Raw genomic sequence first — 25868 nt, 5'->3', positions numbered from 1 at the left:
AGAAGCAAGAGCCTCGGGGCTGAAGCCCCTCCTACAGCACCAAGCCGGGTTACCGGGTGATCTTGATGATGCCGCAGGCCACGCGTGCGCCGGCGTTGCCAGCGGGCTGGCTGGCGTAGTCATCCGGTGCCGCGTGCACGATCAGCGCGCGCGTGGCGACGTCATTCACCGCGCCGCCCCCGAGCGTGACACCTTCCACGTGTGCATCCACCTTCGCCACCCCGTCGGCATTGGCGGCGAGGTTGTTCATGTCGCCCGCATGGTGGGCGCCGCTGCCGGCCTTGCCATGGGCCGTGTTGAACGGATTGAAGTGCGGACCCGCGCTGCTGGCATCGGCGGCGCTGCAATCGCCCTTCTCGTGGACGTGGAATGCATGCGTGCTGTTGGCCGGCAGGCCACCGATCTCGCCGGTCAGATGCAGCCCCTTGCCCATCGGGGTGAGGGTGACGCTGCCACTGACCAGGCTGCCGGACGCGGAAGCCAGCACCGCGACGGCCTGCTTGGCGGTGCTGGTGGTGGGAACGTCGGGCGTTGCGGTCGACGGGGGCGAAGACGAGGACGGCGTGGTGCCGCAGGCTGCGAGCGTGAGGACGGATGCGGCGGCCAGCAGGGCGATACGCATGGGAAGCTCCAGGTGCAGGTCGTGGCCCGCTACCGTAACCATCGCTACCTTCATGTTCAATGAAAGAAGCGACGCCCGCCTAGCCGCGCTTGCGACCGGGACCCAGCTTCCGCGTCACGGTGTTGCGCCCCACGCCGAGCCGTGCGGCCGCTTCGGCGCGGCGGCCGTGGGTCAGCTCCAACGCGACTTCCAGCAGCGTGCGGTCCAGTCTTTCGCGCGCCTCGGCATGCAGCGACCCTGCGCCTTCCAGCAGGCGGCGGCGCGCCCATTCGCCCAGCGCATGGTCCCATTCACCACGGGCGCCGGTTGCAGGCGCATGCAGCAACGCACCCTGCAGGTCGGCGGTGTTGATGACGTCGGCCGGTGCCAGTGCGGCCAGCCGCCAGCACACGTTCTCCAGTTCGCGCACGTTGCCGGGCCAGTCATGGGCCTGCAGCAGGTCCAGCGCCGGCGCGCTGAAACGCTTGGGCGCGATGTCGAGCTTGCGGGTGGCCGTCGCGAGGAAGTTCTCGGCCAGCTGCGGCACATCCGCACGCCGTTCGCGCAGGGGTGGCAACTGCAACCGCACCACGTTCAGACGATGCAGCAGGTCGGCGCGGAAGCGGCCTTCGGCCACCAGGCCGTCGAGGTCCTGGTGGGTGGCGGCGATGACGCGCACGTCCACGCGGATCAGCTCGCGCCCGCCGACGCGGAAGAACTCGCCCTCGGCCAGCACGCGCAGCAGCCGGGTCTGCAGCGGCAGCGGCATGTCGCCGATCTCGTCGAGGAACAGCGTGCCGCCATCGGCCTGCTCGAACCGCCCGATGTGCCGTTTCTGCGCGCCCGTGAAGGCACCGGCTTCATGGCCGAACAGTTCGCTTTCCAGCAATTCCGATGGAATCGCCGCGGTGTTGAGGGCCACGAACGGTTTGCGCGAGCGCGGCGACTCATGGTGCAACGCATGCGCAACCAGTTCCTTGCCGGTGCCGGTTTCACCGGTGATCAGCACCGACAGCGGCGCCTGCGCCAAGCGACCGATCGCGCGGAACAGCGCGCGCATGGCGGGCGTGTCGCCGATCAGCTGCGGCGTTGCCGATGCCGCTACGTCGCCATCCTGGGTCGTCCCCGCCGCCTCTTCCGCGTCCGGCAGCGTGCGCGCGGCCAGCGCCACGGCATCGTCCAGGTCGAACGGCTTGGAGAGGAATTCATGTGCGCCACCACGGAACGCGCCCGCCGTGCTGGCGACATCGGTGTAGGCCGACATCACGATGACGGGCAGCTGCGGATGCGTGGCCTTCAGCTTGTCCAGCAGCACCAGGCCGTCGTCGCCCGGCATCCGCACGTCGGTGAACAGCAGGTCGGGGGCGCCGCGCGCGCCAAGTGCGTGCAATGCCGCCGCGGCGCTGTCGAAGCCATCCACCGTGTAACCCGCGTCGCGCAAGGCGGTGGCCAGCACGAAGCGGACCGAGCGGTCGTCATCGACCACCCAGATGCGGCGTGCGTCGGTGGCGCCGCTGGTGGCGGCCAGGCGATCAGTGGACATGACGTTCCTCGTCGTGGTCGTGCAGCGACTGCGGCAGCAGCAGGGTGAAGACCGTGTGGCCGGGGCGCGAGCGGTAGGTCAACGACCCACGGTGTTCACGCGCCACCTGCTGCGACAGCGCCAGACCCAGGCCGCTGCCTTCGGCGCGGCCGCTGACCAGCGGCAGGAACAGGTGTTCGGCGAGCTCTTCGGGCACGCCGCGGCCGTCGTCGACGATCTCCACCCGCAACGCCATCGCGTGCAGGTGGTCGTGGATGCGCGACCCGTGTTCGACACGGGTGCGCAGGATGATGTTGGCGGCGCCCGCCTGGATGGCGTTGCGCACCAGGTTCCAGACCGCCTGGGTCAGGCGGTCGGCGTCGCCGGACAGTTCCGGCAGGCTGGGGTCGTAGTCGCGTTGCAGGCGCACCGACCAGCCACCTTCGTTCTCGGCCAGGCGCAGCACGCGCTCCAGCACGGTATGGATGTTCAACGGCGCGTGCGGTCGCTGCGGGGACGGCGACAGCAGCTGTTCAAGCAGAGTGTTGAGGCGGTTGATCTCGGATTCGATCAGTTCGATCAGCTCGCGCTCGTCGTCGTTGTCGTTGCGATGCGCAGCCCGGCGCGCCAGCAACTGGGCAGCGCCCTTCAGGCCGGCCAGCGGATTACGCAGCTCGTGCGCCAGCCCCTTCAGCGCGGCGCTCAAGGCATTGGGCAGGACCTGGGTGGGATCCAGCGCGGGGAATTCGTCCACCGGATGCGCTTCCAGCAGCCAGCCCCCGCCATCCAGGCGCGACAGCCAGCCCTCGGCGAAGCACGGCGACTCGCCGGGCATGCCCAGCGCCATGCGGTGCAGCCGCAGGACGTCGCGATCAGTGTTGTCCAGGAACCGTGCCATGGCGTCGCCTTCGATTTCCAGGGCCGCCAGGGGTTGTCCCAGCAGGCGGCGGCTACTGACGCCCAGCCAACGGGCGAAGGCAGGATTCACGCCGCGGATCAGGCCGTCGGCATCCGCCCAGGCCACCGGCGTGCTGAGCGCGTCGGTGGTGGGCTCGAAACGCATGCGGGACGGGTCCGGGGACGACATTGCACCAGTTTAGTGCAAAGCCGTCCCCGGTGATCCATCAGGCCTCGTAGGCCGATTCGCCATGCGAGGTGATGTCCAGCCCCTCGCGCTCGGCGTCCTCGGAGACGCGCAGGCCGACCGTGTACTTCACGATCAGGAAGGAGACCAGGGCCACCACGCTGGACAGCACCACCGTGATCAGCACGCCCTGCGCCTGGATCCACACCTGCGAGCCGATCGAGTACTCGGCCAGGGCGGTCTCGGTGACGTAGTCCCAGATGCCCGCACCACCCAGCGAGGGCGCCGCGAACACGCCGGTCAGCAGCGCACCAGTGATGCCGCCCACGCCGTGCACGCCGAACACGTCCAGGCTGTCATCCGCGCCCAGAAGCTTCTTCAGCCCGCTGACGCCCCACAGGCACAGCACGCCGGCGATGGCACCGATCGCCAGCGCGCCGTTCAGGCCCACCAGACCCGCGGCCGGGGTGATGGCGACCAGACCGGCCACCGCGCCCGATGCCGCACCCAGCAGCGACGGCTTGCCCTTGGTGATCCACTCCACCAGCAGCCACGCCACCACCGCCGCGGCCGTGGCCAGGAAGGTGTTGACGAAGGCGATCGCGGCCACGCCGCCGGCTTCCAGCGCCGAGCCGGCGTTGAAGCCGAACCAGCCCACCCACAGAATGGACGCGCCGACCATGGTCAGGGTCAGGTTGTGCGGCTTGATGGCCTCGCGTCCGTAGCCCGTGCGCTTGCCGATGACGTACGCACCCACCAGGCCGGCAATCGCGGCATTGATGTGTACGACGGTGCCGCCGGCGAAGTCCAGCGCGCCCTTGGCCCACAGGTAGCCCGACTTGGCCAGCACGCCGTCGACGGCATCGGTGCCCGTGAACGCATCCGGGCCGGGGAAGAACCACACCATGTGCGCCATCGGCAGGTAGGCGAAGGTGAACCAGAGCACGGTGAACAGCATCACGCCGGCAAACTTCACGCGCTCGGCGAACGCACCGACGATCAGCGCACAGGTGATGCAGGCGAACGCACCCTGGAACACGAAGAACGCCAGTTCCGGGATGTAGACGCCCTTGGTGAACGTGGCGCCGATGGACGAGGCATCCAGACCGGCGGCGAACAGGCGATCGGTGCCGCCGATGAACGGATTGCCCTCGGTGAACGCGAAGCTGTAGCCGTACACCGCCCACAGCACCGCCACCAGCGAGAACACGGCCAGGTTCTGGATCAGGATCGACAGCACGTTCTTCGAACGCACCAGGCCGCCGTAGAACAGCGCCAGGCCGGGCAGCGTCATGAAGATCACCAGCACCGCCGACACCAGCACCCACACGGTGTCGGGCTTGCTGATGGTCGGTGCAGGAGCTTCCTCGGCAGCGGCTTCCTCGGCGGGGGCGGCGACGGCTTCAGCGGGAGCCGCAGCGACCTCCGCAGGCGCGGCGGCGGCTTCGACCGGCGCAGGCGCGGCGTCGGTGGCGGGGGCTTCGGTCGTCGGGGCGGCAGTGTCCTGTGCGGCGAGCGCCGCAGCCGACACGCCAACCGTCATCAGGCCGCACAGCGCGGCCAGGCACAACGTCTGGGCACGGGTCTTCCACCCGGAGAACAGTCGAGTCTTCATGTGGGGCTCCGAGTGTTAGAGCGCGTCCGCGCCGACTTCGCCGGTGCGGATGCGGATGACCTGGTCGATGGTGGTGACGAAGATCTTGCCGTCGCCGATCTTGCCGGTACCGGCCGCCTGCTGGATGGCCTCGATGACGGCATCCAGTCGCTCGTCGGTGACGACGGTTTCGATCTTGATCTTGGGCAGGAAATCGACGACGTACTCGGCGCCGCGGTACAGCTCGGTGTGGCCCTTCTGCCGACCGAAGCCTTTGACTTCGGTGACGGTGATGCCGGACACGCCCGCCTGCGACAAGGACTCTCTGACCTCGTCGAGCTTGAACGGCCGGATGATGGCGGTGATCAGTTTCATGCGCATACCCCGATGGTGGATGGAACCGGCCGACCGGAGCCGGCCGGCGGTTTCAGGTCACCCGTGTGCGCAGCCCCCTGGCGGCGGACACGTTGTCGGTGCGGATCGATGCATGAACCGCATCCATGCCCACCGCGATCATTTGCGGCAGGAACGGATGACGTGGGAGGGAGCAGCGGTTCATGGACCTCTCCTGTGTTTCCCCTGGTACAGCGTTGGCGCGATCTCCGGAAATCGAAGACGGGTGGTGCCCCGGTTCCCCAACCGGGCGAACGCATCGCAGAACGATGCGCTCGATAAGGTGCGGCGATGGCGACGGGTGGGAGGGGAGATCCGTCGCCATCGCCGCGAGAACTCAGTGCGCGACCGCTGCGTCGCGGAGGGCCGGTACCCGGCCCTCCGCATGCATGGCGATGTGCGCGTTCGACGGCATCAGCTGGCGTAGTACAGCTGGTATTCCAGCGGGTGCGTGGCTGCGCGGAACTTGGTCACTTCCTGCATCTTCAGCGCGATGTAGGCGTCGATGAAGTCGTCGCTCATCACGCCGCCGGCCTTGAGGAAGTCGCGGTCCTTGTCCAGCGCGTCCAGCGCCTGGTCCAGGCTGGAGCAGACCTGCGGGATGTTCTTCTCTTCTTCCGGCGGCAGGTCGTACAGGTCCTTGTCGGAAGGCGCACCGGGGTCGATCTGGTTCTTGATGCCGTCCAGACCGGCCATCATCAGCGCGGTGAAGGTCAGGTAGCCGGACTGCAGCGGATCGGGGAAGCGGATCTCGATGCGGCGCGCCTTCGGGTTGGCGACCCACGGAATGCGGCACGAGGCCGAACGGTTGCGTGCCGAGTAGGCCAGCATCACCGGCGCCTCGAAGCCCGGCACCAGGCGCTTGTAGCTGTTGGTGCCCGAGTTGGCGAACGCGTTGATCGCCTTGGCGTGCTTGAAGATGCCGCCGATGTACCACAGCGCCAGCTGCGACAGGCCGCCGTAGCCGTCGCCGGAGAACAGGTTCTGCCCGCCCTTGGCCAGCGACTGGTGCACGTGCATGCCGCTGCCGTTGTCGCCGACGATCGGCTTCGGCATGAAGGTGGCGGTCTTGCCGTTGCGATGGGCGACGTTGCGCACCACGTACTTCATGCGCTGCAGTTCGTCGGCCTTCTGCACCAGCGTGTTGAACTTGGCGCCGATCTCGCACTGGCCGGCGGTGGCGACTTCGTGGTGGTGCACTTCGACTTCGATGCCGACCTGCTCCAGCGTCTTGCACATCTCGGCGCGCAGGTCGTGCAGCGAGTCGGTCGGCGGCACCGGGAAGTAACCGCCCTTGATGCCCGGACGGTAGCCGCTGTTGGCGCCGTCGTAGCTCTTGCCGCTGTTCCAGGCGCCTTCTTCGGAATTGATCTTGAAGAAGGTGTTGCCCATGTCGTTGGCGAACTGCACCGAGTCGAAGATGAAGAACTCGGGTTCCGGACCGAAGAACGCCACGTCGGCGACGCCGCTGGCCTTCAGGTGGGCCTCGGCGCGCTTGGCGATGCCGCGCGGATCGCGCGTGTAGCCCTGCATGGTGGCCGGGTCCAGGATGTCGCAGACCAGCACCAGGGTCGGGTCGGCGTAGAACGGATCGAGGTAGGCGGTGCTCGGGTCGGGCAGCAGCACCATGTCGGACTCGTTGATGCCCTTCCAGCCCGAGATCGATGAGCCGTCGAACATCTTGCCGTCTTCGAACAGGGACGCATCCACGATGCTGACGGGGAAGGTGACGTGCTGCTCGACACCGCGCATGTCGACGAAGCGCAGGTCGACGAACTCGACCTTGTGGTCCTTGATCAGCTTCTCAACGTTGTCCAGGGACATCTTTGGAACCTCGGGTTGGATAAGGGTTGTGCCAACACACAGCAATCCCCGTGCCAACCCCGATATCGCGCCAAGTCACTGATTCATATGGAGGTCGTTGACAAAACCATCACGCGAAATCCCTTTTCTGGTGCGTTCTGGATTCGCCATGAACCAACGCGGTGCGTTGCGGTTTCCACTATTCTTTGCCGCCCTTCTCACTTTCCACGCCCCGATGACCGACCTGCTCGCCGCGCTGCTGCTCGGCATCCTCGAAGGCCTGACCGAATTCCTGCCCATCTCGAGCACGGGCCATCTGCTCATCGCGCAACACTGGCTTGGCGAGCGCTCGGACTTCTTCAACATCGTCATCCAGGCTGGCGCGATCCTGGCCACCACGCTGGTGTTCCGCCGCCGGATCTGGGAGCTGACGACCGGCTGCTGGCGCGATGCCGAAGCCCGCGACTACTCCATGAAGCTGGCGGCCGCCTTCCTGGTCACCGCGCTGGTCGGCCTGCCCGTGCGCCTGGCCGGCTGGGAACTGCCGGAGACCGTCACCCCGATCGCGTGGGCGCTGATCCTGGGCGGCGTGTGGATGCTGGTGGCCGAGCATTTCGCCGAAAAACGCGGCGATGTGGCGACGATCACGTGGAAGGTGGCGATCCTGGTGGGCCTGGCGCAGGTGGTGGCCGGCGTGTTCCCCGGCACCTCGCGCTCGGCGGCGGCGATCTTCATGGCCATGCTGGCCGGCACCAGCCGGCGCTCGTCGGCGGCGGAGTTCGTCTTCCTGCTGGGCATTCCCACCATGTTCGCCGCCAGTGGCTATGCCTTCCTGGAACTGGTGAAGGACGACGCGCTGGGCAGCGAGAACTGGGGCGAAGTGGCGCTCGCATTCGTCGCCGCCACCGCCACCGGCTTCGTGGTGGTGAAGTGGCTGCTGGGCTTCATCAAGGCGCACCGCTTCACCGGCTTCGCGATCTACCGGATCGTGCTGGGCGCGCTGCTGCTGTTGCTGATGCCCGTGGGCAGCTGATCCGCCGCGCTCCCTGCTCCCTGCAGGAGCGACGTCAGTCGCGGCCGCGCCCCGATAACAGTACCCCCTGCAGGAACAGGAACCGCGCCGCAGCGCGCCCGCACGGAGAACCACCGGGTTTCCACGTGGAGGTTCGCCGTGCGGTCGCGACCGACGTCGCTCCTGCAATCAAGCGCGATGCCCGGCCTTCACCCCATTCCAACCTGCCGCGCGTTTGCATTGGGCCACCTTCGACGGAGAACGCCATGAAACGACTGCTGCTGCTTGCCTTGCCACTGGCCCTTGCGGGCTGCCCCAAGCCGGCGGAACAGGCCGACACGCCCACCGTGGCCACCACCCCGGATACCCCGGTTGCCGCATCGGTCGACGCGGCTGCCTTGCTGTCCCAGCACCACTGGCAACTCATGGACGCCACCGACGCCCAGGGCAAACGCATCGACGCCCTGTTCGCACGCGCCGACAAGCCGGTGCAACTCGACTTCAAGGAGGGGCAACTCGGTGTGGCCAACACCTGCAACCGCATGGGGGGAACCTACACACTGTCGGATACCAGCCTCACCATCGGTCGCCTGGTGTCCACCATGATGGCCTGCACCGACAACGCGCTGATGGCGCTGGACCAGGAAGTCGGCAAGCGCCTCGAAGGGACGCTGAAGGTGGCGGCGACGCAGGACGGCGTCACCCAGCTGGCACTCACGACGGCGACGGGCGACAAGCTCCTGTTCGCGGGCAATCCCACCGCCGAAACCCGCTACGGCGGTCCCGGCGAGCGCGTGTTCCTGGAAGTCGCATCGGAAACGAAGCCGTGCAGCCATCCACTGATTCCCGACAAGCAATGCCTGCAGGTGCGCGAGATCCAGTACGACGACAAGGGACTGAAGGTCGGCACGCCCGGTGAATTCAAGCACTTCCACGACAGCATCGAGGGTTATACCCACGAGCCGGGCGTGCGCAACGTGCTGCGCGTGGACCGCTACACCGTGAAGAATCCGTCTGCCGATGCGCCGCCGAAGGCGTATGTGCTGGACATGGTGGTGGAATCCGCCAACGAGAAAAAATGACGCTTCCGTCCCCGCACGGCGCGCACGGTGGCAACGCCGCGCGCGCCGTGGCGACGTGACGCTCCGAAGGCACCGCAGCGGCCGGTATAGTGCGCCGTCACCGGACACGACGCGCGATTGATGAGCCTGCCAGCAAGGAACGCCTCTCCCCTACCCTGGATCGCCGCCGCGCTGCTGGCGGCCTCCGCGTTGCTGATGTGGCTGCCTGCGCTGCAGACCCCCTTCTGGGGCGATGACTACGCGTTCCTGCACGCGGCGCATGCCACGAATGCATCCGGCGCGCCATGGTGGTCGGATTTCTGGCCTGCATCGCCGCCCCGATTCTGGCGACCGCTGTCGCAGGAAGGGTACTGGCGCTGGGTCGATGCCGCGCTGGGGGGCAGCGCACATGCCGCCCACGTCGTGAGCCTGGTGCTGCACCTGCTGGCCACCCTGGGCGTGGCACTGCTCGGGTTCCGCCTCGCACGCGCCTGCCAATGGCCGCACGCTGGCCGGATCGCCGCGCTGGCGGGGGCCGTCTACGGTGCATTGACCTTGCACACGCTGCCCGTGCACTGGGCCGCCGCCGCCAACAACGCGATGCTCACCCTGTTCACCACGCTGCTGTTGGCGGCATGGGTGAGCGCGCGCGAGGCGAAGCACGCGACACGCTCGGCACTGCTGGCTTCCGTTCCGCTGCTGCTCGCACTGGCGCTGCTGAGCAAGGAGTCGGCAGCCTTGACGCCGGCCCTGATGCTCATCGTCAGCGGATTCGTCGCCGCGCGCCGGCTGGACCGTGGCGAACTCGTCGCGTGGCTTGCCTGTGTCGCCGTCGTGGCGGCATGGCTGGTGCTGCGCGCGCGGTTCACCGCCAATACGGACGCGTCCTATGCCATGACCCTGGGTGGCAACGTGGTGCGCAACGCGGCCTCGTTCGTGGCGTGGCTACTGAATGTCCCGCGCGAAGCCATGCGCATGGCGGTGGCCGGGGAGCGAATGCAGGGGCTGGCCTGGATCGCGGCGACGGCGCTGCCGATGCTCGCGGCGTGGGGCATCGCGGGCTGGCGTGGCCGCAGGCTGCTCGCAACGCGTCAATGGCTCTGCATCGCGGCGTTTGCGGTGTTCGCATACGCGCCGTACTTCCTGTTCGCATGGAACAGCTACGAGTACTACGCAGCCATCGCCGTGGTGTTGCCGGTCATCGCGCTGGCGCGCTGCATCGCCACGGATCGCCTCGCTCCCGTGGTCGCCGTGCTGATCGCGGTGTCGTCATGGATCGCGGTGGAAGGCACGCGCCGCCTCGACCACCCCGGCCTCATCGGTCGCGCCCGCTGGGCGGAAACAACATTGCAGGCCCTGGCGCGGCAGCCGGTCGCCACGCCCTTGCACGTGCAGGTGGCGGACGAACAGCGCTTCTATGCCATCGGCCAGATGGGCCTGGCATGGCGCCTGGGCGTGGCACCGGACACCATCCGCAGGGTGCGCGAATGCCCGCCTTCCGGCGCGTGCCTTGTCATCGAAGCCGATGGGCGCTGGCGCTTGCAGCCCGTCGCGGGCGGCGTGCAGCCGCGTTAGCCGCGCAGCGGCGCATTCAACGTATAGGTGCCATGCACGGCGGCTTCGGCCAGCACATGGCCCTGCATCGCGCGCTCCACATCGCCGGCGGTGAATCGCACCGGCAGGTCGAGCGTGGCGAGATCCAGCGCAAACAGGCGGAAGAAGTATCGATGCATGCGCAGGTCGTTGAAGGGCGGGTACGGGCCGTCGTATCCGTAGTAGTCGCCCCCCATCTGCGCGTCACCGGCAAACCAGCCGGTGTAGTCGTTCAGGCCCTGCCGCGCACCCGCCGGCCCCGCAGGCTGCTGCTTGCCTTTGGCAGTGACGCCGTCGCTGCAGCTGCCGGCGGCGATCTCCCGCACTTCCGGCGCGATGTCGGCCATCGCCCAGTGGATGAAATGCCCGCGCGGCTGCTCGACCGGGATCTGCAGGTCGTCGCGACCGACCGTCTCCGGCACGGTGGGCACGTCGGGATCGATGCACAGCAGGGCGAAGGACTTCGTCCCGGCAGGCACGTCATCCCAGGCCAGGTGAGGATTGCGGTTCGCGGCGAATCCGTCGGGCTGGCCCATCGCGAAGCCAGCGGGGATGGGCTTCGCATTTTCGAAACTGTCGCTCCAGAGGCGCATGCATGACTCCTGCAGATGCGGGGAAAAGGGATCAGGCTTCCGGGTAACCCAGTCGCACCGCCACCGGCGTCAGCGCGGCGAACGGGCCCGCCAGCACGTCGGCATAGTGGCGCCAGTGGCCCGCCGGGAAGCGGCGCGCACCGGAAGACGGCGGCTCCGTCAGCTGCGCGCCCAGCGCCCGGCTCAGCGCCTGCGCCACGGCCGCGGCATCGTCCTTGATCGCATCCATCGCGATCAGCCGGCTCGGGAACAGGTCATGCTCGTGCACATCGGCGACCTGGTCGAACAGCTGCGCCAGCCAGCGCGCGCCGGCGTCCAGGTCGTCCAGGGCCAGCGGGGCCGGGGCACCGAATGCCAGCCAGTCGAGGAAGGCATCGCGTGGATCGCGCACCGCGATGATCAGCAGGGCCTCCGGCAGGTGCGGACGCAGGGCCAGCAGCAGCGCGTTGTCCCACCACGGCAGCCAGTCGACGATGCCGCCATCTTCCGAGCGGGTGGCCAGCGTCTCGCGCCATCCTGCCACGCAGGCTTCGCCCGACAGCTCGCCGGACAGGAGCCGTGCCGGCGTGTGGTAGTTCTGGAAGGCGTCCACCGGCGGATTGGGCAGGAAGCGGTCACCGCGCAGGCGATGGCTGATCGCGCCCAGGACGCCGGCGATCGATTCGACCACGGTGCCCGGCGCGCCCCACAGCAGGATGGGGTACGGGCGGCCGGCGGACGACATCGGAATCGGCGCCACGTCGGGCCAGGGGCCCTGGGCACCGCTCGGGGTCCACAACGGCAGGCGCGTGGGGGCCAGTTCGTGGGCCAGTGCGGCCCACGTGGCGGCGGCATCGGCATAGCGGCCGGCGCGGTCGCGGACGAACGCCTGCCAACTGCGCAGGCTGCGCTTGTGGTGCGGTTCGGAGGCCTGGTCGGCGAGTTCGCCGACGCGTGCGATCGCGGACACCGGATCGCGTTCGAACAGTGCCTCGACCAGCCGCTGCTCGGCACTGGCACGGCCCGGGTCGAGCGCGACGACCCGCCGCGCCACGGCTTCGGCCGCATCACGCTCGCCCACCGCATCCAGCACCGACATCTGGGCCTCCATCGCGGGCACGTGCTGCGGCATCGCCGACACCCAGCGCTCGACCACCGCGCGCGCCTCGGCGCTGCCCACGGGCTCGAACAACAGGCGCGCCAGCCACAGATCGTGCTCGTCCGGCGTGGTGGCCAGGGCGGCATCCAGCGTGTTGCGTGCATCATCCTGCATACCCAGGCGACGCCACGCCTCGATGATCGCCAGCACGGTGTCGCGATCGCGCGGCTGTCCGGCCAGGGCGATACGCAGCGAGGCCAGCGCTTCCTCGTCCTGTCCTGCGGCAAGGCGCAGGTGGCCGATGTAGCGGTGCAGCGCGGGCGCGTTGTTGCGCGCCACCAGCGGGACCAGTTCGTCGGCGGCATCGGCGGGACGCCCCTGCCGGCGGATGATGTCCGCGATCAGGCTGCGCAGGCTGTCCGCACCCGGCGTCCGCTCCACCACACCACGGAACGCCTGTTCGGCGAACGCCCAGTGCCCGAGCGCCATGTGGATGAAGCCGAGCGAATAGCGCAGCTGCACTTCCTCGGGCGCCACCTGCAACGCCGCACTCACGATCTTCAGGGCCGTGTCGGCATCGCCGCGACGCAAGGTCACCATGCCTTCGACGGCGGCAAGCTGCGGATGATCCGGTGACACGCGGGCGGCCAGGCGGTTCAGGCGTTCGGCTTCGTCCAGGTCGCCGCGACCCAGCGCCAGCTGTGCCTGCACCAGGTACGCGGTGAACTGGTTGGGATCCAGCCCGGTGGCCTGGGCCAGCGATGCCTGCGCCTCGTCGGGACGCCGGCTGCCCACCAGCACGCCCGCACGGGCCAAGTGCAGGTCGGCGTTGTCCGGCGCCAGGGCAATGGCGCGGTCGATGCTGGCCAGGGCGGCGTCGGGCTGGCCGCTCTGCAGCTGGGCGGCGGACAGCCAGCGCAACGCCTGGGCGTCGTCGGGGCGTTCTGCCACCAGCGCTTGCGCGGCGGTCAGGGCATCGGCCACTGCGCCGCGGCGAAGGGCATCGAGGATCGGGTCGTACATGGAGAACTACCAGGATTCGGGCAAACGCCGATTGTACCGGCCGTTCCCCGGCTCAGGCGGTGCCGCCGGCCAGGCGTTCGGCCACCCAGCGCTCGGCGTAGCCGTCGCAGGCGGCGTTCTCGATGAAGGCGCAGTGCCCGCCCCAAGGGGCGATCTCCAGCGTGGCCTGCGCCGGCAGCGCCCAGTCGCGGAAGGTCTCGAACGGGATCACCGGATCGTCCTCGGCCATCAGGATGTGCGCGGGCACGGTCAGCCCCGCCAGGCGGCCGCCGGCGATGGCGTAGCCGTCGAAGTAGTCCTCGAGCGTGCCGAAGGCCGTGTGCCGCTGCACCAGCCAGTCGGTCAGCGCGCGGATGTCCAGCGCCAGCACGGTGTCGTCGAAGTCATGCCGCTGCGGGAACAGGCTGCGCTTGCGTTCGAGCGAACGGCGCCATTTGCGCGCGAAGTACCAGTCGTACAGCGGCAGGCCATTCTCGATGCGATCCATCGTCGTGGCCGGATCCAGCAGCGGGCAGACCGCCGCCACGTGAGCCAGCGCCAGTCCCGCCTCCGGTGCGCGCAGTGCCAGCCGCAGCGCGAAGTTGCCGCCCAGCGAATAGCCCGCCACCCGCATCGGCACGTCGCCGGCGAACCGCCGCGACACGTCGAGCGCCGCGTGCACGACTTCATCCAGGCGGTTGGAGTGGAACAGGTCTTCGTTGAGGTGGTGGGTATCGCCGTGGTCGCGGAAGTTCAGCCGGAACACGTCGAACCCGCGCGCCAGCAGCTGCACGGCGGTCAGGCGCATGTAGCTGGAATCGGCACTGCCTTCCCAGCCATGCAGCAGCAGCACCAGGCCGCGCGGACTCTGTCCGGACATCCGGCTGAGGAACCCCTGCAGGCGCACGCCATCGCCGCCATCCACGATGTGCTCCACCGTCACCGCACCACTGCCCGCCAGCGCGCGCAGCCCGCGGCGGCGGCGCAGTGCGCTCGAACCCAGCACCGATTGCAGGTGCGGATTGCGCAGCCAGCGAGGCGGGCGGTAGTCGGCGGCAGTGATCATGGGGTCATCGCAGCGGTGTCGGGACGAGGGTGGCACCGCAGTGTGGAGTATTCCTTCGATTCCGTCGCGATGCCGGCCGAACGCATCCGCTCAGGCTTCCGACATCGCCTGCACGATGCGCTCGCGCGACAGCTCGGCGATGCGGCGGCGCCCTTCCACATCGGCGATCCGGATCGGCTCCAGGAAACAGATGTCGGCCGTGCGGGCCGGCTCACCCAGCAGGCGCACGAAGTTGGCGAAGAAGCTCTCCTTCGGCCCGAACGCCACCACCGGCTGCGCACTGCCGCGCGCACCGTAGCGCAGCGCCACCGGTTGTACCGGCACTCCGGCCTCCACCGCCGCCAGGAAAATGCGCGCGTGGAACGGGCCCACCGACCGGCCGTCGCGGGTACGTCCTTCCGGGAACACACCCACCGGACGGCCCTCGCGAAGGCGCTGCATCATGGCCTGCAGCACGCCGCCCAGTGACTCCTGGCTGCCGCGCTGGTGGAAGATGGTGTGGCCCTGCGCCGCCAGCCAGCCAACCACCGGCCAGCCGCGGATCTCATGCTTGGCGACGAATCCCATCATGCGCTGGCTGTGCAGCGCTTCGATGTCGATCCAGCTGACGTGGTTGGCCACGAACATCGTGGCGCCGGGGAGCGGCGTGCCCACGCGACGCAGGCGGAACCCGAAGATGCGCATCAGCCCGCTGGACCACCAGCGCACCGCCACCTCGCCCACGCTCTCGTCGCCTACCCGCACCCAGGCCAGCAGTGGCGACAGGCACAGCAGGATGATCGGCAGGAAGACCAGCAGGTGGACCAGCAGCAACGGCACGCGGTAGAGGTAGCGGATCGCCCGCGCCACACCGCTGCCGCCAGCAACATGAACAGGGGGCGGCGTCATCCCGTCACGATACCGGATGCGTCGCCGCAGCGGAACGTGCCGTGGTCGATGGAGGTGGCAGGCGTCATGAAGACCTCAGTGCCGCGTGCGTGCGGTCAGCGCCCTGCCTGCCAGCGCGCCCACCAGGAAAGACAGCTGATACAGCTTGAAGCGGCCATCGACCGGCAACAGGCCCAGCAGCTTTGCGGGCAGCCAGAACACCAGTGCCGTCACCACCACCCAGACCACGATGGCGAGCAGAAAGCGCGGCAGCCCGGCCGTGGTGATCCTGCGGGACGCGCGACCGGCGACCTTGTCGAACAGCGGGGTCAGCAACGGAAGCCACGCGCACCCGGCCACGCCGCCCGCGCCGACGATCGCCAGAAAGTGCGTGTCGATCATGCCCATGTCGAGCCCGTCGCCGCTGCCACGCCGGGTCTCAGGCCTTGGGCAGGGGCACCACCGCCAGGGTCAGCCGGGACACGCAGACCAGTTTTCCTTCATCGTTCTCGATGCGGATCTCCCACAGCTGCGTGCTACGGCCCACATGCAGCGCACGCGCCGTACCGGTCACCACGCCACCGCGCATCGCGCGCACATGGTTGGCATTGATCTCCAGGCCCACCACCATCTCCTTGGTGATGTCCACGCACAGATTGCCCGCCACGCTGCCCAGGGTCTCGGCCAGCGCCACCGAAGCCCCGCCATGCAGGATGCCGTAGGGCTGCACGGTACGTGCATCGACCGGCATCGTGCCGCGCAACCAGTCCTCGCCCGCCCCGGTGATGACGATGCCGAGATGGGACACCAGCGTGTCGGCGGCGTGGGCGTTGACGGCGGCGAGATCGACGGGGGCGCGGAAAGCCATGGCATGCAGACCAGGAGGGAGGGTGTCCGGATTCTACCCACGCCCATGTAGGAGGGGCTTCAGCCCCGATGCTTTTCCATCACCGTCCGACAGGCCCGAGGTCGACCAGGCTGCATTCGGGGGCTCTCTGTCGTCTGGTCGAAAAGCATCGGGGCTGAAGCCCCTCCTACAGACCTGCAGACCTACAGGATCGGCACCAGCCCCGCACCGAACGCGGTCAGCACGCGCGTGTACAGCCATTTCGGACCGACATTGACCTCGGGGAAGTCGCCCACGGCCACGTAGCACCGGTGGAACGCCGGATCCTTCGGTCCGACCGGCAGCGGGCAATCGGGGCCGGGCTGGAATTCGTAGCTGGTCGCATACCGCCACGGCCAGATGTCGAAGATCGGCAAGGACTCGGAGACCTTGCCCAGGCTGTAGTCCAGGCCGGAGAACACCAGCGGCTTGGCGCGCGGCGCGATCACCCACGCGTTGCGCGGCGACATGTCGCGGCGGATGCTGTCGGCCAGCGCCTGCGCGAAGGCAGGGTCCTGGATCACCACCGCCGCTTCGGTGTTGTAGTTCTCCGAGCGCGGATCGAAGTTGTGCGTGCCGATCACCGCCGTGCCGCCGTCGATGACCATCGATTTCGCGTGCAGGCCCATGCGCACGCCGGCACGCTTCAACGGCAGCGGCTCGGAACCGGCGCCGCTGCTCAGGAACGACGGGCGCGACTCGGTACGCTGCAGGCGACGCGTGGTCTCGCCCTCGGAGCCGGCCGACGGCCCGAGGGATCCCGACGGCCCGCGAACGCGTCCGCTGCCGCTGCTGCCGCTGCCGCCGCTACCACCGGTACCGCCGGCGGAGGTCGCCAGCGGCGGCCCTTCCGGCATCAGCGCGGCGTAATCCACCGGCGCGTCTTCCGGAAACGGCTTGTACTCATGGATCTGGAAACCGAACTCGCGCAGGTAGCGGCGCTTGTACTTGAACGACATCGAATAGACGACCGGGTTGTCGGTCGCGGCCAGGCTGTTGGTCGACACCAGCACGCGCGGCGGTGGCTGGCGTTCGCGCATCTCGCGGAACATCGCCTGCGCCTGCTTCGACATCACCAGGTACGGCGTCTGCAGCAGCACTTCCGACTGCGCACTGCGCATCAGCGCTTCCAGTTCCGGCGCGGCGGGCGCATCGTCGTCGCGGCGCTCGCGCCGGTGCTTCTGCGGCAGGTCGGCGATGTAGCGCACCGCACCGACCGGAAAGGCCGCCTCCACGAACCGCGTCCGCATGACCTCGGGGTCGCTCGCCTGGCCGCTCGCGGCCTGCACGCGCTCCGGGCGCAGATAGCGCGGCACCGGCATCGCCGGCACGCCTTCGTCGAGCAGCGTGCGACCGACATCGTTCAGGCGTTCCGCCGGCACGCTGCGCCGTGCCTCCCAGAACGCCTGGAAGTTGTCCGCCATCGCGGCCGCTTCCGGGCCGGCCACCAGCACGTCGCGGTCGCGGAAGTTGTATTCCGCGTCCCAGTCGAAATAGTCGTCCTGGTAATTGCGCCCGCCGCTGATGCCGATGCGGTCGTCCACCAGCAGCAACTTGGTGTGCATGCGCTGGTTGAAGCGGCGGAAGCAGCACAGCACGCTGCCCGCATAGTCGAAGTAGTTCAGCTTGGCCTTGCCGAAGCTGGGGTTGTAGATGCGGATGGCGAAGTTCTCGTGCGCGCCGGACAGCGCCGCGAGGATCTCCAGGTCGGCGATGGCGGACAGCTGGTCGATCAGCACCCGCACCTTCACCCCACGCCGCGCCGCCGCCAGCAGTTCATCCAGCACCAGCCGCGCGCTGTCGTCCTTGTCGAAGATGTAGGTTTGAAGGTCGATGCGTTCGCGCGCGCTGCGGATCAGGTTCAGGCGTGCCAGCAGTGCATCGGAGCCCTGGTCCAGAATCACCGCGTAGTGGCGCGGCGCCTGCGGCGTGGACGCGGCGCGCGCCTGTCCGGCCAGGTCGTAGAGCGGCGATGACAGCGCACAGGCATCGGCCTGCGTGCATTCGACCACCGAAGAACGCGCGCCTGCGGCGATGCCGGCAGCACGCTCACGTTGGCGGTCGGACAGGCTGGCGCAGGCGCTGCCCAGCAGCGCGACACACAGCACCGCGCACCGCGCGGCCAAGGCGGGGAAACGGCGGTTCACGGTGTCTTCGCACTCCGGATGCGCGCACGCAGTACGAACACCACGCGGTCACTGACCGCCAGCATCCAGTCGTCCATGTCGTAATCGCTGCGGCGCACCGCGCCCGTCGCCACCACATCGCAACCCACCGCGGGATGCGAGCAGGTGGCCGGGGCCACGTCCAGGCTGCGCGGCCGGTTGATCCCCTTGATGCTCAGGTCGCCCTCCAGTGTGCCGCCGTCGTACAGCAGCATCGGGTCATACGGCTTGGAGGTGAACGTCACCACCGGGTAACGGTCGGCATCGAAGAACTTCTCGCTGCGCGCCCACTCGCTGTAGCGCGGATGCCCGGCGATCTCCACCTCGCGCGTGTACATGCGCAGGCGGACCTGCTGGCGGCCATCGGGCAGGTGTTCCACCGAGCCCTCGTAACGCTGGAACACGCCATCCAGCACCTGCCCCCAGCGCGTGCGCAGTTCGAACCCCAAGCGCGTGTGCGAGGGGTCGAAATCGTTGCGTCCATCGGCCAGGGCAGGCGTTGCCAGCAGCGCGCCCAGCCCCAGCGCGGCCAGCCGCATGATCCCCGGGACTGCCTGTGTCATGGCCACCAGAAAGCGGAAAGCTGTGCCACTCCCGGCTCGATCGCGGTGTCCACCGGCAGCGTCAGCACGACCACGCCGGCCGGCGGCATGCCGCGGTACTCGCTGGTCACGCCGGAATACATCAGCGCAGCCAGCTGCTCGAAACCGGGGTTGTGGCCCACCATCAGCAGGCGCTCGGCTTCACGGTGCTGGTCGGCCAGGTCGGCCAGCGTGCCCGGCGTGGCTTCGTAGATGCGCTCCTCCAGCCGCTGCTCCACGTAGCCGACGGCACCCAGCACCGCCTCCAGCGTTTCGCGGGCCCGGCGTGCGGGCGAGCACAGCACCCGATCCGGCACCAGGCCCTTGTCCTGCAACCAGCGCGCGGCGGCCTCGGCTTCGGCCAGGCCTTGTGGCGACAGGGGACGATCCAGGTCCGACTGCCCGGTGGTCGCGGGTTCGGCATGGGCATGACGCAACAGGATCAGTTCACGCATGGGACAACGACTCCTTCGGGTTTGGCCTGTTCAGGCCTTCTTGATCCATTTCAACAACGGGTCCCAGTCGGCCTGGTGATCGCGCACCTGGGCCGAGCGGTAGTCGAACAGGCTGCGGCCCAGGCCGGCCATCACGACATAGGCCTGGGTATCGCGCAACTGGGTGATCACCGGGTACGGCCAGGTCTTCAGCATTTCGACCGCCTGCTGCGACGCATTCGTCCACGGCTTGCTGCGGTTGACCACCAGGCCTACCGGCAGCTTGCGCTTGTGCACGCGCGGCACCTTGGCCATGGTGTTCAGGAAGCCCACCGTCGCCTCGATGTCCAGCGCCGACGGCAGCACCGGCACCACCACCGCATCGGCGTGCTCCAGGAAGCCGCCCAGGTCGTCGGCCATCGCGCCGGCCGGGGCATCGATCACCACCCGCTCCGCGTCTTCCGGCAGCCAGGCGCGCCAGGCGCGCTTGCCACTGGCATCGATCGGCAGTACGGCGGTTTCCAGCTCCGCCCGGCGCTCGGCCCAGCGGGTGGAGGAATGCTGCGGATCGGCATCCACGAGGACCGTGCGCTTGCCGTCCAGTGCGAAATGTGCGGCCAGATTGGTCGCCAGGGTGGTCTTGCCCGCGCCGCCCTTGGAGCTGGCGACCAGAATCGTCTTCATGCGCGCACCTCGTTGCTGGAGAACCCGGAGGGTACACCGGGGCAAGTTAAGCGGGAACCGGCGCGGCGAAGCACGACCCGTTGTCGCGGGCCGGTCGGCTCCCCGTTCCCGTGCGCGCTTGCTATCGTGCCCGTCCCCACGGACCGGATGCCCCATGAACGAGCTGCAGGACCTGACCGCGCTGATCCGCGCCAACACCCCGCTGATCGTCATCGAGACCCAGGACGAAGCCCGTGTGGTCGACCTGTTCCGGCAGGCCCTGGGCCAGGTGTGGCGGGCGCTGCACCGCTGGAGCATCACCGAAGGCCTGCGCCGGCTGGACATGGACCGCGAAGACGACGCCGTCGGCCCGCCCGACGCCAGCGCCGCCCTGCAGGCGATCAAGCAGGCCGACCAGCGCGGCATCTACCTGCTGCTCGATTTCCATCCCTACCTGGGCTACGCCAGCAGCCAGCGCCAGCTGCGCGACATCATGCAGCGCCGCCACAGTCTGCCGCACGTGGTGGTGCTGGTGGGCGCCAAGATCGAACTGCCGGCCGAACTGGAAGCGCTGGCCGTGCGCTTCAACCCGCGCCTGCCCGACGGCAACGCCCTGCTGAAGATGGTGCGCGAGGAAGCCGACCACTACGCCCGCGAGCACGGCGGGCGCCGCGTGGAAGCCGATGGCGAGGCGGTCAGGCAGATCGTGCGCAACCTGCAGGGCCTGAGTCTGGTGGATGCGCGCCGCATCGCGCGGCAGCTGATCTTCGCCGACGGCGCGCTGACCGCCAGCGACCTGCCCGCGCTGAACAAACTCAAGTTCGAACTGCTCAACCGCAGCGGCCACCTGCACTACGAATACGACACCGCGAAGTTCGCCGAGGTCGCCGGCGCCAGCCGCCTGAAGCGCTGGATCGAGCAGCGCCGCGCGGTGTTCGTCTCCGGCAACCCGCCGCCCGGGCTGGACCTGCCCAAGGGCGTGCTGTTACTGGGCGTGCAGGGCTGCGGCAAGTCGATGCTGGCCAAGGCCACCGCTGCCGGTTTCGGCGTACCGCTGCTGCGGCTGGACTTCGGCACGCTGTACGACAAGTACCACGGCGAAACCGAGAAGAACCTGCGCGCTGCGCTGGCCTCGGCCGAACAGCTGGCGCCGTGCGTGCTGTGGATCGACGAGATCGAGAAGGGACTGGCCAGTGGCGGCGACGAGGACGGCGGCGTCTCGCGCCGCGTACTCGGCTACCTGCTCACGTGGATGGCGGAACGCAAGGCCGGTGCCGGCAGCGCCCAAGTCTTCCTCGTGGCCACGGCGAACCAGGTACAGGACCTGCCGCCGGAACTGCTGCGCAAGGGCCGCTTCGACGAGATCTTCTTCGTCGACCTGCCCTCGCCCGAGGCGCGCGTCGAGGTACTGCGCGTGCACCTGACCCGCCGCCAGCTGGATCCGGAAGCCTTCAACCTGCCCGCACTCGCCGCCGCGGCGAACGGCTTCTCCGGCGCGGAGCTGGAACAGGCCATCGTCTCCGCGCTGTACGCCGCGCATGCTGAGCAGAAGCCGCTCGACACCGACCTGGTGATGCACGAGATCCGCAGCACCCGCCCGCTCTCGGTGATGATGGCCGAACAGGTGCAGGCGCTGCGCGACTGGGCGCGCGAGCGCACTGTCCCCGCCGACTGACTACCTGTTCCGTGGCGTGAGCGACGCGGGCGGCAAGCGCACGCCCCGCCCCAGGCCACTGCATTCACTGGCTGCATACGCGCGCCATCGCATCATGCCGTTCCCACGGAGACCGCCATGACCCGCCGTCGCAGCACTGCACGTGCCCTGGGCACGCAACTGGTTGAACTCGGCACCGCGGCACCGTTCGTCATCTCCCATCGCATGGCGCGGCTGGCGACGGCCGGCGCCAACCCGTCGGCCCGCGACCGGCGCGAGTTCGCGCTGATGTCGAACGAGAAGGTCGCAGCCGCCTGGGAATCCTGGCGCGCCATGGCCGGCTACGCGGTGACGTTGAACACCACGGCAACGCAGGCCGCGCTGGCGTTCTGGATGCCTTGGGCATTCACGGCGAAGCCCCTGCCATCCCCCGAGGACGCCGTGGTCAACATGGCAAGCGCCGGCATGAAGCCCTACCGCCGCATCACCGTGGCCAACCAGCGCCGCCTGAGCAAGCGCAAGCCGTCCCGCTGATCCAGGGCCAGCGGAGGGTTGGGCTGCAGGACTGCAGGATGGGTTGAGCCGCAGCCGATATCCATCGATCCGTTTCTCTGCCATAGCGTGAAGCCGCGACATGAACCTCGCTGCGGCTGATCTGCACGTTGCACTCGGCACTTCATGGGATGGATATCGGCTGCGGCTCAACCCATCCCGCAAGCGGACCACGGAACTCAGGCATCCACGATGACGTTGAAGCCCCCGTAGATCATGCGCCGTGCGTCAAAGGGTGGGACTTCATCGCCGCGGTCCATCCTCGGATCGGCCATGACCTTGCTGTTTCCCTCGTCGCGCGCCTCTTTCGAAGGCCACGAGATCCACGCGAAGACCACCACTTCATCCGGTTCCCGCTTGACGGCCGAGTGGAACGAGGTCACTTCGCCCTCCGGCACGTCATCGCCCCAGCACTCGACGACATTGAGCGCACCATGTTCACGGTAGATCGCGGCGGCCTCGCGCGCCATCTTCCGGTAGGCCTCCAGGTTGGCTGCCGGTACAGCGGCTACGAATCCATCGATATACATATCGCCCTCTCTGAGGTCTCCCACGTCGCTGGTCGATCAACTGTCATGCGAAGCGGGTTCGGTTTGAGTGAACTTCCAGCCAACACCTGGTGGATACATGGCCTCCCACTGCGCTTCGATGACCGAGTCGAATTCATGATTGGAGTAAGGCTTTCCATTTCGATGAGTCATGTAGCAAGCGAGGGCACGATTGCCGAGGACAAACATCTCTCGATCATTCAGGCGCTCAGGCAGGCCCGATTGGATCTTGGACAGGCATTCAGTCCGAGCAAGCTCAACGCGCCGCGCGCACTCGTCCGCGCTGATTGCAAGCAGACCCATGATGGCCCTACTACATTCTGCGTAATTGGATACAGCCAAGCGTGCGGTATCCAGCCGGTCCGCAGGAGCAGGAACGTCTTGAGCGATGGATCGGCCGGGTAGAAGGCACAAGAAAAGCACAATAGCCGCGATCTTCATCATGGCGTCCAACATCCGCATCAGCCTGACCCGCGAGGAGGCTTCATCTCGAATGACCTGTCAGGCAACCACTTGCGTGCCGGAAGGTGCCTCATTGAGCAAGTTTATCTTGTAGTTGAAGTGAAGCGGAGTAAACAGGAGAGTCCAAAGCCCCTTGACCCTTCTCGGGTCCGTTTCAGAGAAAGACATCAGCTTGTTCAATGCGCCGCGTGCATAGAAGCCCCACACAATCATCAGAAGCATCCAGAGCTTATCTGCGACGTTGCTCGCTATTGCAACAGGATGGGTCTCATCGACAAGCAGATAGCCAAAGAACAATGCGAGGGAGGAGTAAGCAAGGACGTAAAGCGAGACGACCAGAGCCCGGGGTATCACCTCAGAGTCAGAGTGGCGATTGATGACCCGGGATTGCCGAGCGCAGTAGTGAGCATAGTAGGTTCCGATAGTGATCAATCCGAAACCTAGCAAGCGCCAGGTATTCTGGCTTTTGAGCTCTTGAAGCAGTCTGTCGGACGTCGTCGGGTCTGTGCAGTCTGCAACCGGCGGGGCATACGGGTTAGTGGTCACAAGGAAAGTTCCTAGCTCTCTGGCGCCCGAATTGAGCCGACCCGCGAAGCGACTTCGACCCGGATGAATTGTTACGCGCCAAACGCGTCACCACAGGCGCATGCTCCGAGGCCACATCAATGACATGGTTGCCGCAGATGAGCCGGTAATGCTTGAACGGCCCAGGATAGCCATCGCTGGCGAACGTTGCAGCTGCCGTGAATTCCAGAAATTTTGATCTGGAGTAGACACGCAGACGCTCTCCAGCCCACACCTCAGTGTCATCCTGGTGGCAGTAGGACTCATTGTGGACGGCGTACGTGATGTACGTGCCCCAGAGAACCTCGAACCGGCGCGACCCATGCGTAACCTCTATGGGCCGAATACCGGTGAGTGAAACACCATTGACCTCAAGCGATTCTTCTCGCTCAAGCACCAGCGCCTCGTCAAGGACAAGGCGCAAGGAATTTTCCTCGGGCTCGCCAATGCCCGCGAGCAACAAGTAGGCGCAAGAGTCAAGTTCTTCGGCTGCACTGATGTTGGTCATTGGCGCCTGACGCCTTAGTTAAGCCGCGCCGAAGGCGTCGGCTTGAATGATGAGTTAGGCCTCACCCTAGAAGTGCTGCCCTTTGCGAGGCTTGGCGATTACTTGCCAGTCATCCTCGTGAACAACAATACCGGGGTCCGTGGTCCGAAGCACGTCTACGTGGAACCCATGGATATCCAGCAGTCCTTTGAGCTGCCACATGCGCCTAATTGCCTCTGCTGCGGCGGGTTTGAACCAGGAGATTGCGCGTCGGTGCTCGGTGCGCTTGAGGACGGCCGGGATGCTGAGGTTCTCGTTGAACCACGACAGGGCAAGCCGCAGCTCCTGATGCTCGTCAACCGTCAGGTCTCCCTCATCGCGAAGCGTGTGAGCAGCTACCAAGACTCCGCTGGTGCGTCCGGAATCTGGGTCCTCGGCCAGAACTGTGAAACGGATGAGCATGAGGTCTGTAGTGAGGCCTAACGCCTGAGTTAAGCCGACCCGCGAAGCGGGTTCGGCTTGAATGAATTGTTAGGCACTGCCCCGCCTACTGGCAATGCCAAATGAGTACGCCTCAAAGGGAAAGTCCTCGCCTGGCGCATAGAACACCGCGCCACCTTGCTCTTTGAAGCCGTGAAGTAGATCGAGTGCTAGTGACGACGCGAGGTAGAGAGCCTGAAACGAGCTCCCGCCATGAGCATCGTGAAGTCGATTGTGAAGTGGAGGTAGCGCAACTGGGCACGCCCACTCGTGCGGATCGTCCCCGACTTGGTAGGGCGCGCCAATCTGAATGCGGATTTCGAATACATCCTCACCGGGGCGCTGCCCCCAGACTCTTTCACTGGCAATCTCTGAGGCCATGAGTGCAGTGCCTAACGCCGGAATTAAGCCGACCCGCGAAGCGGGTTCGGCTTGAATGAATTATTAGCGCTCAACGCGGCGGAAACTGCCACCACTTGAGCTCCTTGACTTTGGAAGGTCCTATGATCGAAGCCAGTTGCTTGGTGAACTGACCAAGTCCCTCTAAGCCCTCAAGCTGCACCGTGAGGCCAGCGGTCCTTTGTAGATAAACAACGCGAGTCTCCTGCGCCTTGCGGGCAACAATGATCGAGGCGATTGATGCAGTTGGCATGATCTGCGAGCCACCCAGCTCAACAAAGCGCAGCGAATCATCAGATAGCTCAATTGCGACCGATGAAAGATGGGAGGCCGCATCCCTGCTCAGCTTTCGATTCTTCATCAGCATGAACAGCGATGCCGCAACAAAAAGACCAATGGAGATTGCAGGATGCCAATCTCCCTCGATCGTCATGCCGGCAGATATGAGTGCCATAAGTGCAGCGAAGACAATTGCGCCCACTAAAGGGCCTCGAACTTTGGATCTAATGTAGCTCTCGCTGAATCGATAAGTGGTTGGTTGCATCTGAGCGCTAACGCCTGAATTAAGCCGACCCGCGAAGCGGGTGGCACTTCCTACGAAAAAGTGGACACCGGTTCTCTAGCAGCACTGCTCGAATTCCACCGGTGATCGATAGCCCAGCGCCGAGTGCAGGCGCTGGTGATTGTAGAACTGGATGTAGTTGTTGATCGCCGAGCGAAGCGC

General features: G+C 67.1%; 29 protein-coding genes. 5 read left to right on the top strand and 24 right to left on the bottom strand.

Annotated elements, in window-relative coordinates:
- Positions 1-49: 49 nt before the first annotated feature.
- From IB223_RS00140 to glnA, 7 genes are all read right to left on the bottom strand, one after another.
- Complete coding sequence (locus tag IB223_RS00140; RefSeq protein ID WP_192199690.1) at positions 50-622, bottom strand: superoxide dismutase family protein; 573 nt, start codon at positions 620-622, stop codon at positions 50-52.
- Positions 623-701: 79 nt separating this feature from the next.
- Positions 702-2144 (bottom strand): nitrogen regulation protein NR(I), encoded by a 1443-nt coding sequence (gene ntrC / locus IB223_RS00135; protein ID WP_192199689.1) that lies wholly within the window; start codon positions 2142-2144, stop codon positions 702-704.
- On the bottom strand, positions 2134-3186 hold the full coding sequence (locus IB223_RS00130) for an ATP-binding protein (protein ID WP_192199688.1): 1053 nt from the start codon (positions 3184-3186) through the stop codon (positions 2134-2136). The genes ntrC and IB223_RS00130 overlap by 11 nt, the downstream gene beginning before the upstream one ends.
- Before the next feature lie 61 nt (positions 3187-3247).
- Positions 3248-4822 (bottom strand): ammonium transporter, encoded by a 1575-nt coding sequence (locus IB223_RS00125; protein ID WP_225590740.1) that lies wholly within the window; start codon positions 4820-4822, stop codon positions 3248-3250.
- Positions 4823-4837: 15 nt separating this feature from the next.
- The gene (locus IB223_RS00120; protein WP_056880236.1) at positions 4838-5176 is read right to left on the bottom strand and encodes a P-II family nitrogen regulator; all 339 of its coding nucleotides are present in this window, start codon (positions 5174-5176) and stop codon (positions 4838-4840) included.
- Positions 5177-5228: 52 nt separating this feature from the next.
- Complete coding sequence (locus tag IB223_RS18945; RefSeq protein WP_255431467.1) at positions 5229-5360, bottom strand: hypothetical protein; 132 nt, start codon at positions 5358-5360, stop codon at positions 5229-5231.
- A gap of 248 nt (positions 5361-5608) precedes the next feature.
- A complete protein-coding gene (gene glnA / locus IB223_RS00115; protein ID WP_192199687.1) occupies positions 5609-7018 on the bottom strand; it encodes a type I glutamate--ammonia ligase in 1410 nt (469 codons plus the stop codon).
- Positions 7019-7232: 214 nt separating this feature from the next.
- On the opposite strand from glnA, the gene IB223_RS00110 reads away from it, so the two are divergent.
- The 3 genes from IB223_RS00110 (at position 7233) to IB223_RS00100 (ending at position 10645) form a co-directional block, all read left to right on the top strand.
- Positions 7233-8030 (top strand): undecaprenyl-diphosphate phosphatase, encoded by a 798-nt coding sequence (locus IB223_RS00110; protein WP_192199686.1) that lies wholly within the window; start codon positions 7233-7235, stop codon positions 8028-8030.
- Positions 8031-8275: 245 nt separating this feature from the next.
- On the top strand, positions 8276-9091 hold the full coding sequence (locus IB223_RS00105) for an META and DUF4377 domain-containing protein (protein WP_192199685.1): 816 nt from the start codon (positions 8276-8278) through the stop codon (positions 9089-9091).
- Positions 9092-9211: 120 nt separating this feature from the next.
- Positions 9212-10645 (top strand): hypothetical protein, encoded by a 1434-nt coding sequence (locus IB223_RS00100; protein ID WP_192199684.1) that lies wholly within the window; start codon positions 9212-9214, stop codon positions 10643-10645.
- Here IB223_RS00100 and IB223_RS00095 read toward each other — a convergent pair.
- The 10 genes from IB223_RS00095 to IB223_RS00050 all read right to left on the bottom strand — a co-directional run bounded on the left by IB223_RS00095 (position 10642) and on the right by IB223_RS00050 (position 20019).
- A complete protein-coding gene (locus IB223_RS00095) occupies positions 10642-11256 on the bottom strand; it encodes a YbhB/YbcL family Raf kinase inhibitor-like protein (RefSeq protein WP_192199683.1) in 615 nt (204 codons plus the stop codon). The two genes, IB223_RS00100 and IB223_RS00095, sit on opposite strands and share 4 nt — an antisense overlap.
- A gap of 31 nt (positions 11257-11287) precedes the next feature.
- Entirely contained in the window at positions 11288-13357 is a 2070-nt protein-coding gene (locus IB223_RS00090) for a tetratricopeptide repeat protein (RefSeq protein ID WP_192199682.1), read from the bottom strand.
- Between the two features lie 52 nt (positions 13358-13409).
- Positions 13410-14399 (bottom strand): alpha/beta fold hydrolase, encoded by a 990-nt coding sequence (locus IB223_RS00085; protein ID WP_192201177.1) that lies wholly within the window; start codon positions 14397-14399, stop codon positions 13410-13412.
- 93 nt (positions 14400-14492) lie between these two features.
- The gene (locus IB223_RS00080; RefSeq protein WP_192199681.1) at positions 14493-15290 is read right to left on the bottom strand and encodes a lysophospholipid acyltransferase family protein; all 798 of its coding nucleotides are present in this window, start codon (positions 15288-15290) and stop codon (positions 14493-14495) included.
- Between the two features lie 75 nt (positions 15291-15365).
- Positions 15366-15671 (bottom strand): hypothetical protein, encoded by a 306-nt coding sequence (locus IB223_RS00075; protein WP_192199680.1) that lies wholly within the window; start codon positions 15669-15671, stop codon positions 15366-15368.
- 37 nt (positions 15672-15708) lie between these two features.
- On the bottom strand, positions 15709-16137 hold the full coding sequence (locus IB223_RS00070) for a hotdog fold thioesterase (RefSeq protein ID WP_192199679.1): 429 nt from the start codon (positions 16135-16137) through the stop codon (positions 15709-15711).
- 182 nt (positions 16138-16319) lie between these two features.
- On the bottom strand, positions 16320-18302 hold the full coding sequence (locus IB223_RS00065; RefSeq protein WP_343227116.1) for a phospholipase D family protein: 1983 nt from the start codon (positions 18300-18302) through the stop codon (positions 16320-16322).
- On the bottom strand, positions 18299-18883 hold the full coding sequence (locus tag IB223_RS00060; RefSeq protein ID WP_225590738.1) for a YceI family protein: 585 nt from the start codon (positions 18881-18883) through the stop codon (positions 18299-18301). The genes IB223_RS00065 and IB223_RS00060 overlap by 4 nt, the downstream gene beginning before the upstream one ends.
- Positions 18880-19356 (bottom strand): histidine phosphatase family protein, encoded by a 477-nt coding sequence (locus tag IB223_RS00055; protein WP_192199678.1) that lies wholly within the window; start codon positions 19354-19356, stop codon positions 18880-18882. Before IB223_RS00055 ends, IB223_RS00060 begins: the two co-directional genes overlap by 4 nt.
- Positions 19357-19386: 30 nt before the next feature.
- Positions 19387-20019, bottom strand: a complete 633-nt coding sequence (locus tag IB223_RS00050) for a ParA family protein (RefSeq protein WP_192199677.1) — start codon at positions 20017-20019, stop codon at positions 19387-19389.
- A 154-nt stretch (positions 20020-20173) separates the two neighbouring features.
- Here IB223_RS00050 and IB223_RS00045 point away from each other — a divergent pair, with 154 nt between their 5' ends.
- Positions 20174-21673: an AAA family ATPase gene (locus IB223_RS00045; protein WP_192199676.1), complete on the top strand. Its 1500-nt coding sequence runs from the start codon at positions 20174-20176 to the stop codon at positions 21671-21673.
- Positions 21674-21790: 117 nt separating this feature from the next.
- A complete protein-coding gene (locus IB223_RS00040) occupies positions 21791-22186 on the top strand; it encodes a polyhydroxyalkanoate granule-associated phasin (protein ID WP_192199675.1) in 396 nt (131 codons plus the stop codon).
- Between the two features lie 197 nt (positions 22187-22383).
- On the opposite strand, the gene IB223_RS00035 is transcribed toward IB223_RS00040, so the two are convergent.
- The 7 genes from IB223_RS00035 to IB223_RS00005 all read right to left on the bottom strand — a co-directional run.
- Positions 22384-22734, bottom strand: coding sequence for a DUF1428 domain-containing protein (locus IB223_RS00035; RefSeq protein WP_192201174.1), 351 nt, complete (start codon positions 22732-22734; stop codon positions 22384-22386).
- Between the two features lie 36 nt (positions 22735-22770).
- Positions 22771-23196 carry a hypothetical protein gene (locus IB223_RS00030; protein WP_192199674.1) on the bottom strand — a complete coding sequence of 142 codons (426 nt, stop codon included), beginning with the start codon at positions 23194-23196 and terminating at the stop codon, positions 22771-22773.
- A 57-nt stretch (positions 23197-23253) separates the two neighbouring features.
- Complete coding sequence (locus IB223_RS00025) at positions 23254-23760, bottom strand: hypothetical protein (protein ID WP_192199673.1); 507 nt, start codon at positions 23758-23760, stop codon at positions 23254-23256.
- A complete protein-coding gene (locus IB223_RS00020) occupies positions 23750-24286 on the bottom strand; it encodes a hypothetical protein (protein WP_192199672.1) in 537 nt (178 codons plus the stop codon). The genes IB223_RS00025 and IB223_RS00020 overlap by 11 nt, the downstream gene beginning before the upstream one ends.
- 66 nt (positions 24287-24352) lie before the next feature.
- Positions 24353-24727 carry a hypothetical protein gene (locus IB223_RS00015; protein ID WP_192199671.1) on the bottom strand — a complete coding sequence of 125 codons (375 nt, stop codon included), beginning with the start codon at positions 24725-24727 and terminating at the stop codon, positions 24353-24355.
- Between the two features lie 469 nt (positions 24728-25196).
- Positions 25197-25625 (bottom strand): hypothetical protein, encoded by a 429-nt coding sequence (locus IB223_RS00010; RefSeq protein ID WP_192199670.1) that lies wholly within the window; start codon positions 25623-25625, stop codon positions 25197-25199.
- Positions 25626-25763: 138 nt separating this feature from the next.
- A partial coding sequence (locus tag IB223_RS00005; protein ID WP_192199669.1) for an IS3 family transposase occupies positions 25764-25868 on the bottom strand: 105 nt, incomplete at its 5' end.

It is taken from the genome of Pseudoxanthomonas sp. PXM03 (genome assembly GCF_014852005.1).
Classification (GTDB): domain Bacteria; phylum Pseudomonadota; class Gammaproteobacteria; order Xanthomonadales; family Xanthomonadaceae; genus Pseudoxanthomonas_A.
The sequence above is the reverse complement of the archived record's forward strand: the minus strand, read 5'-3'. Positions and strand labels throughout refer to the sequence as shown.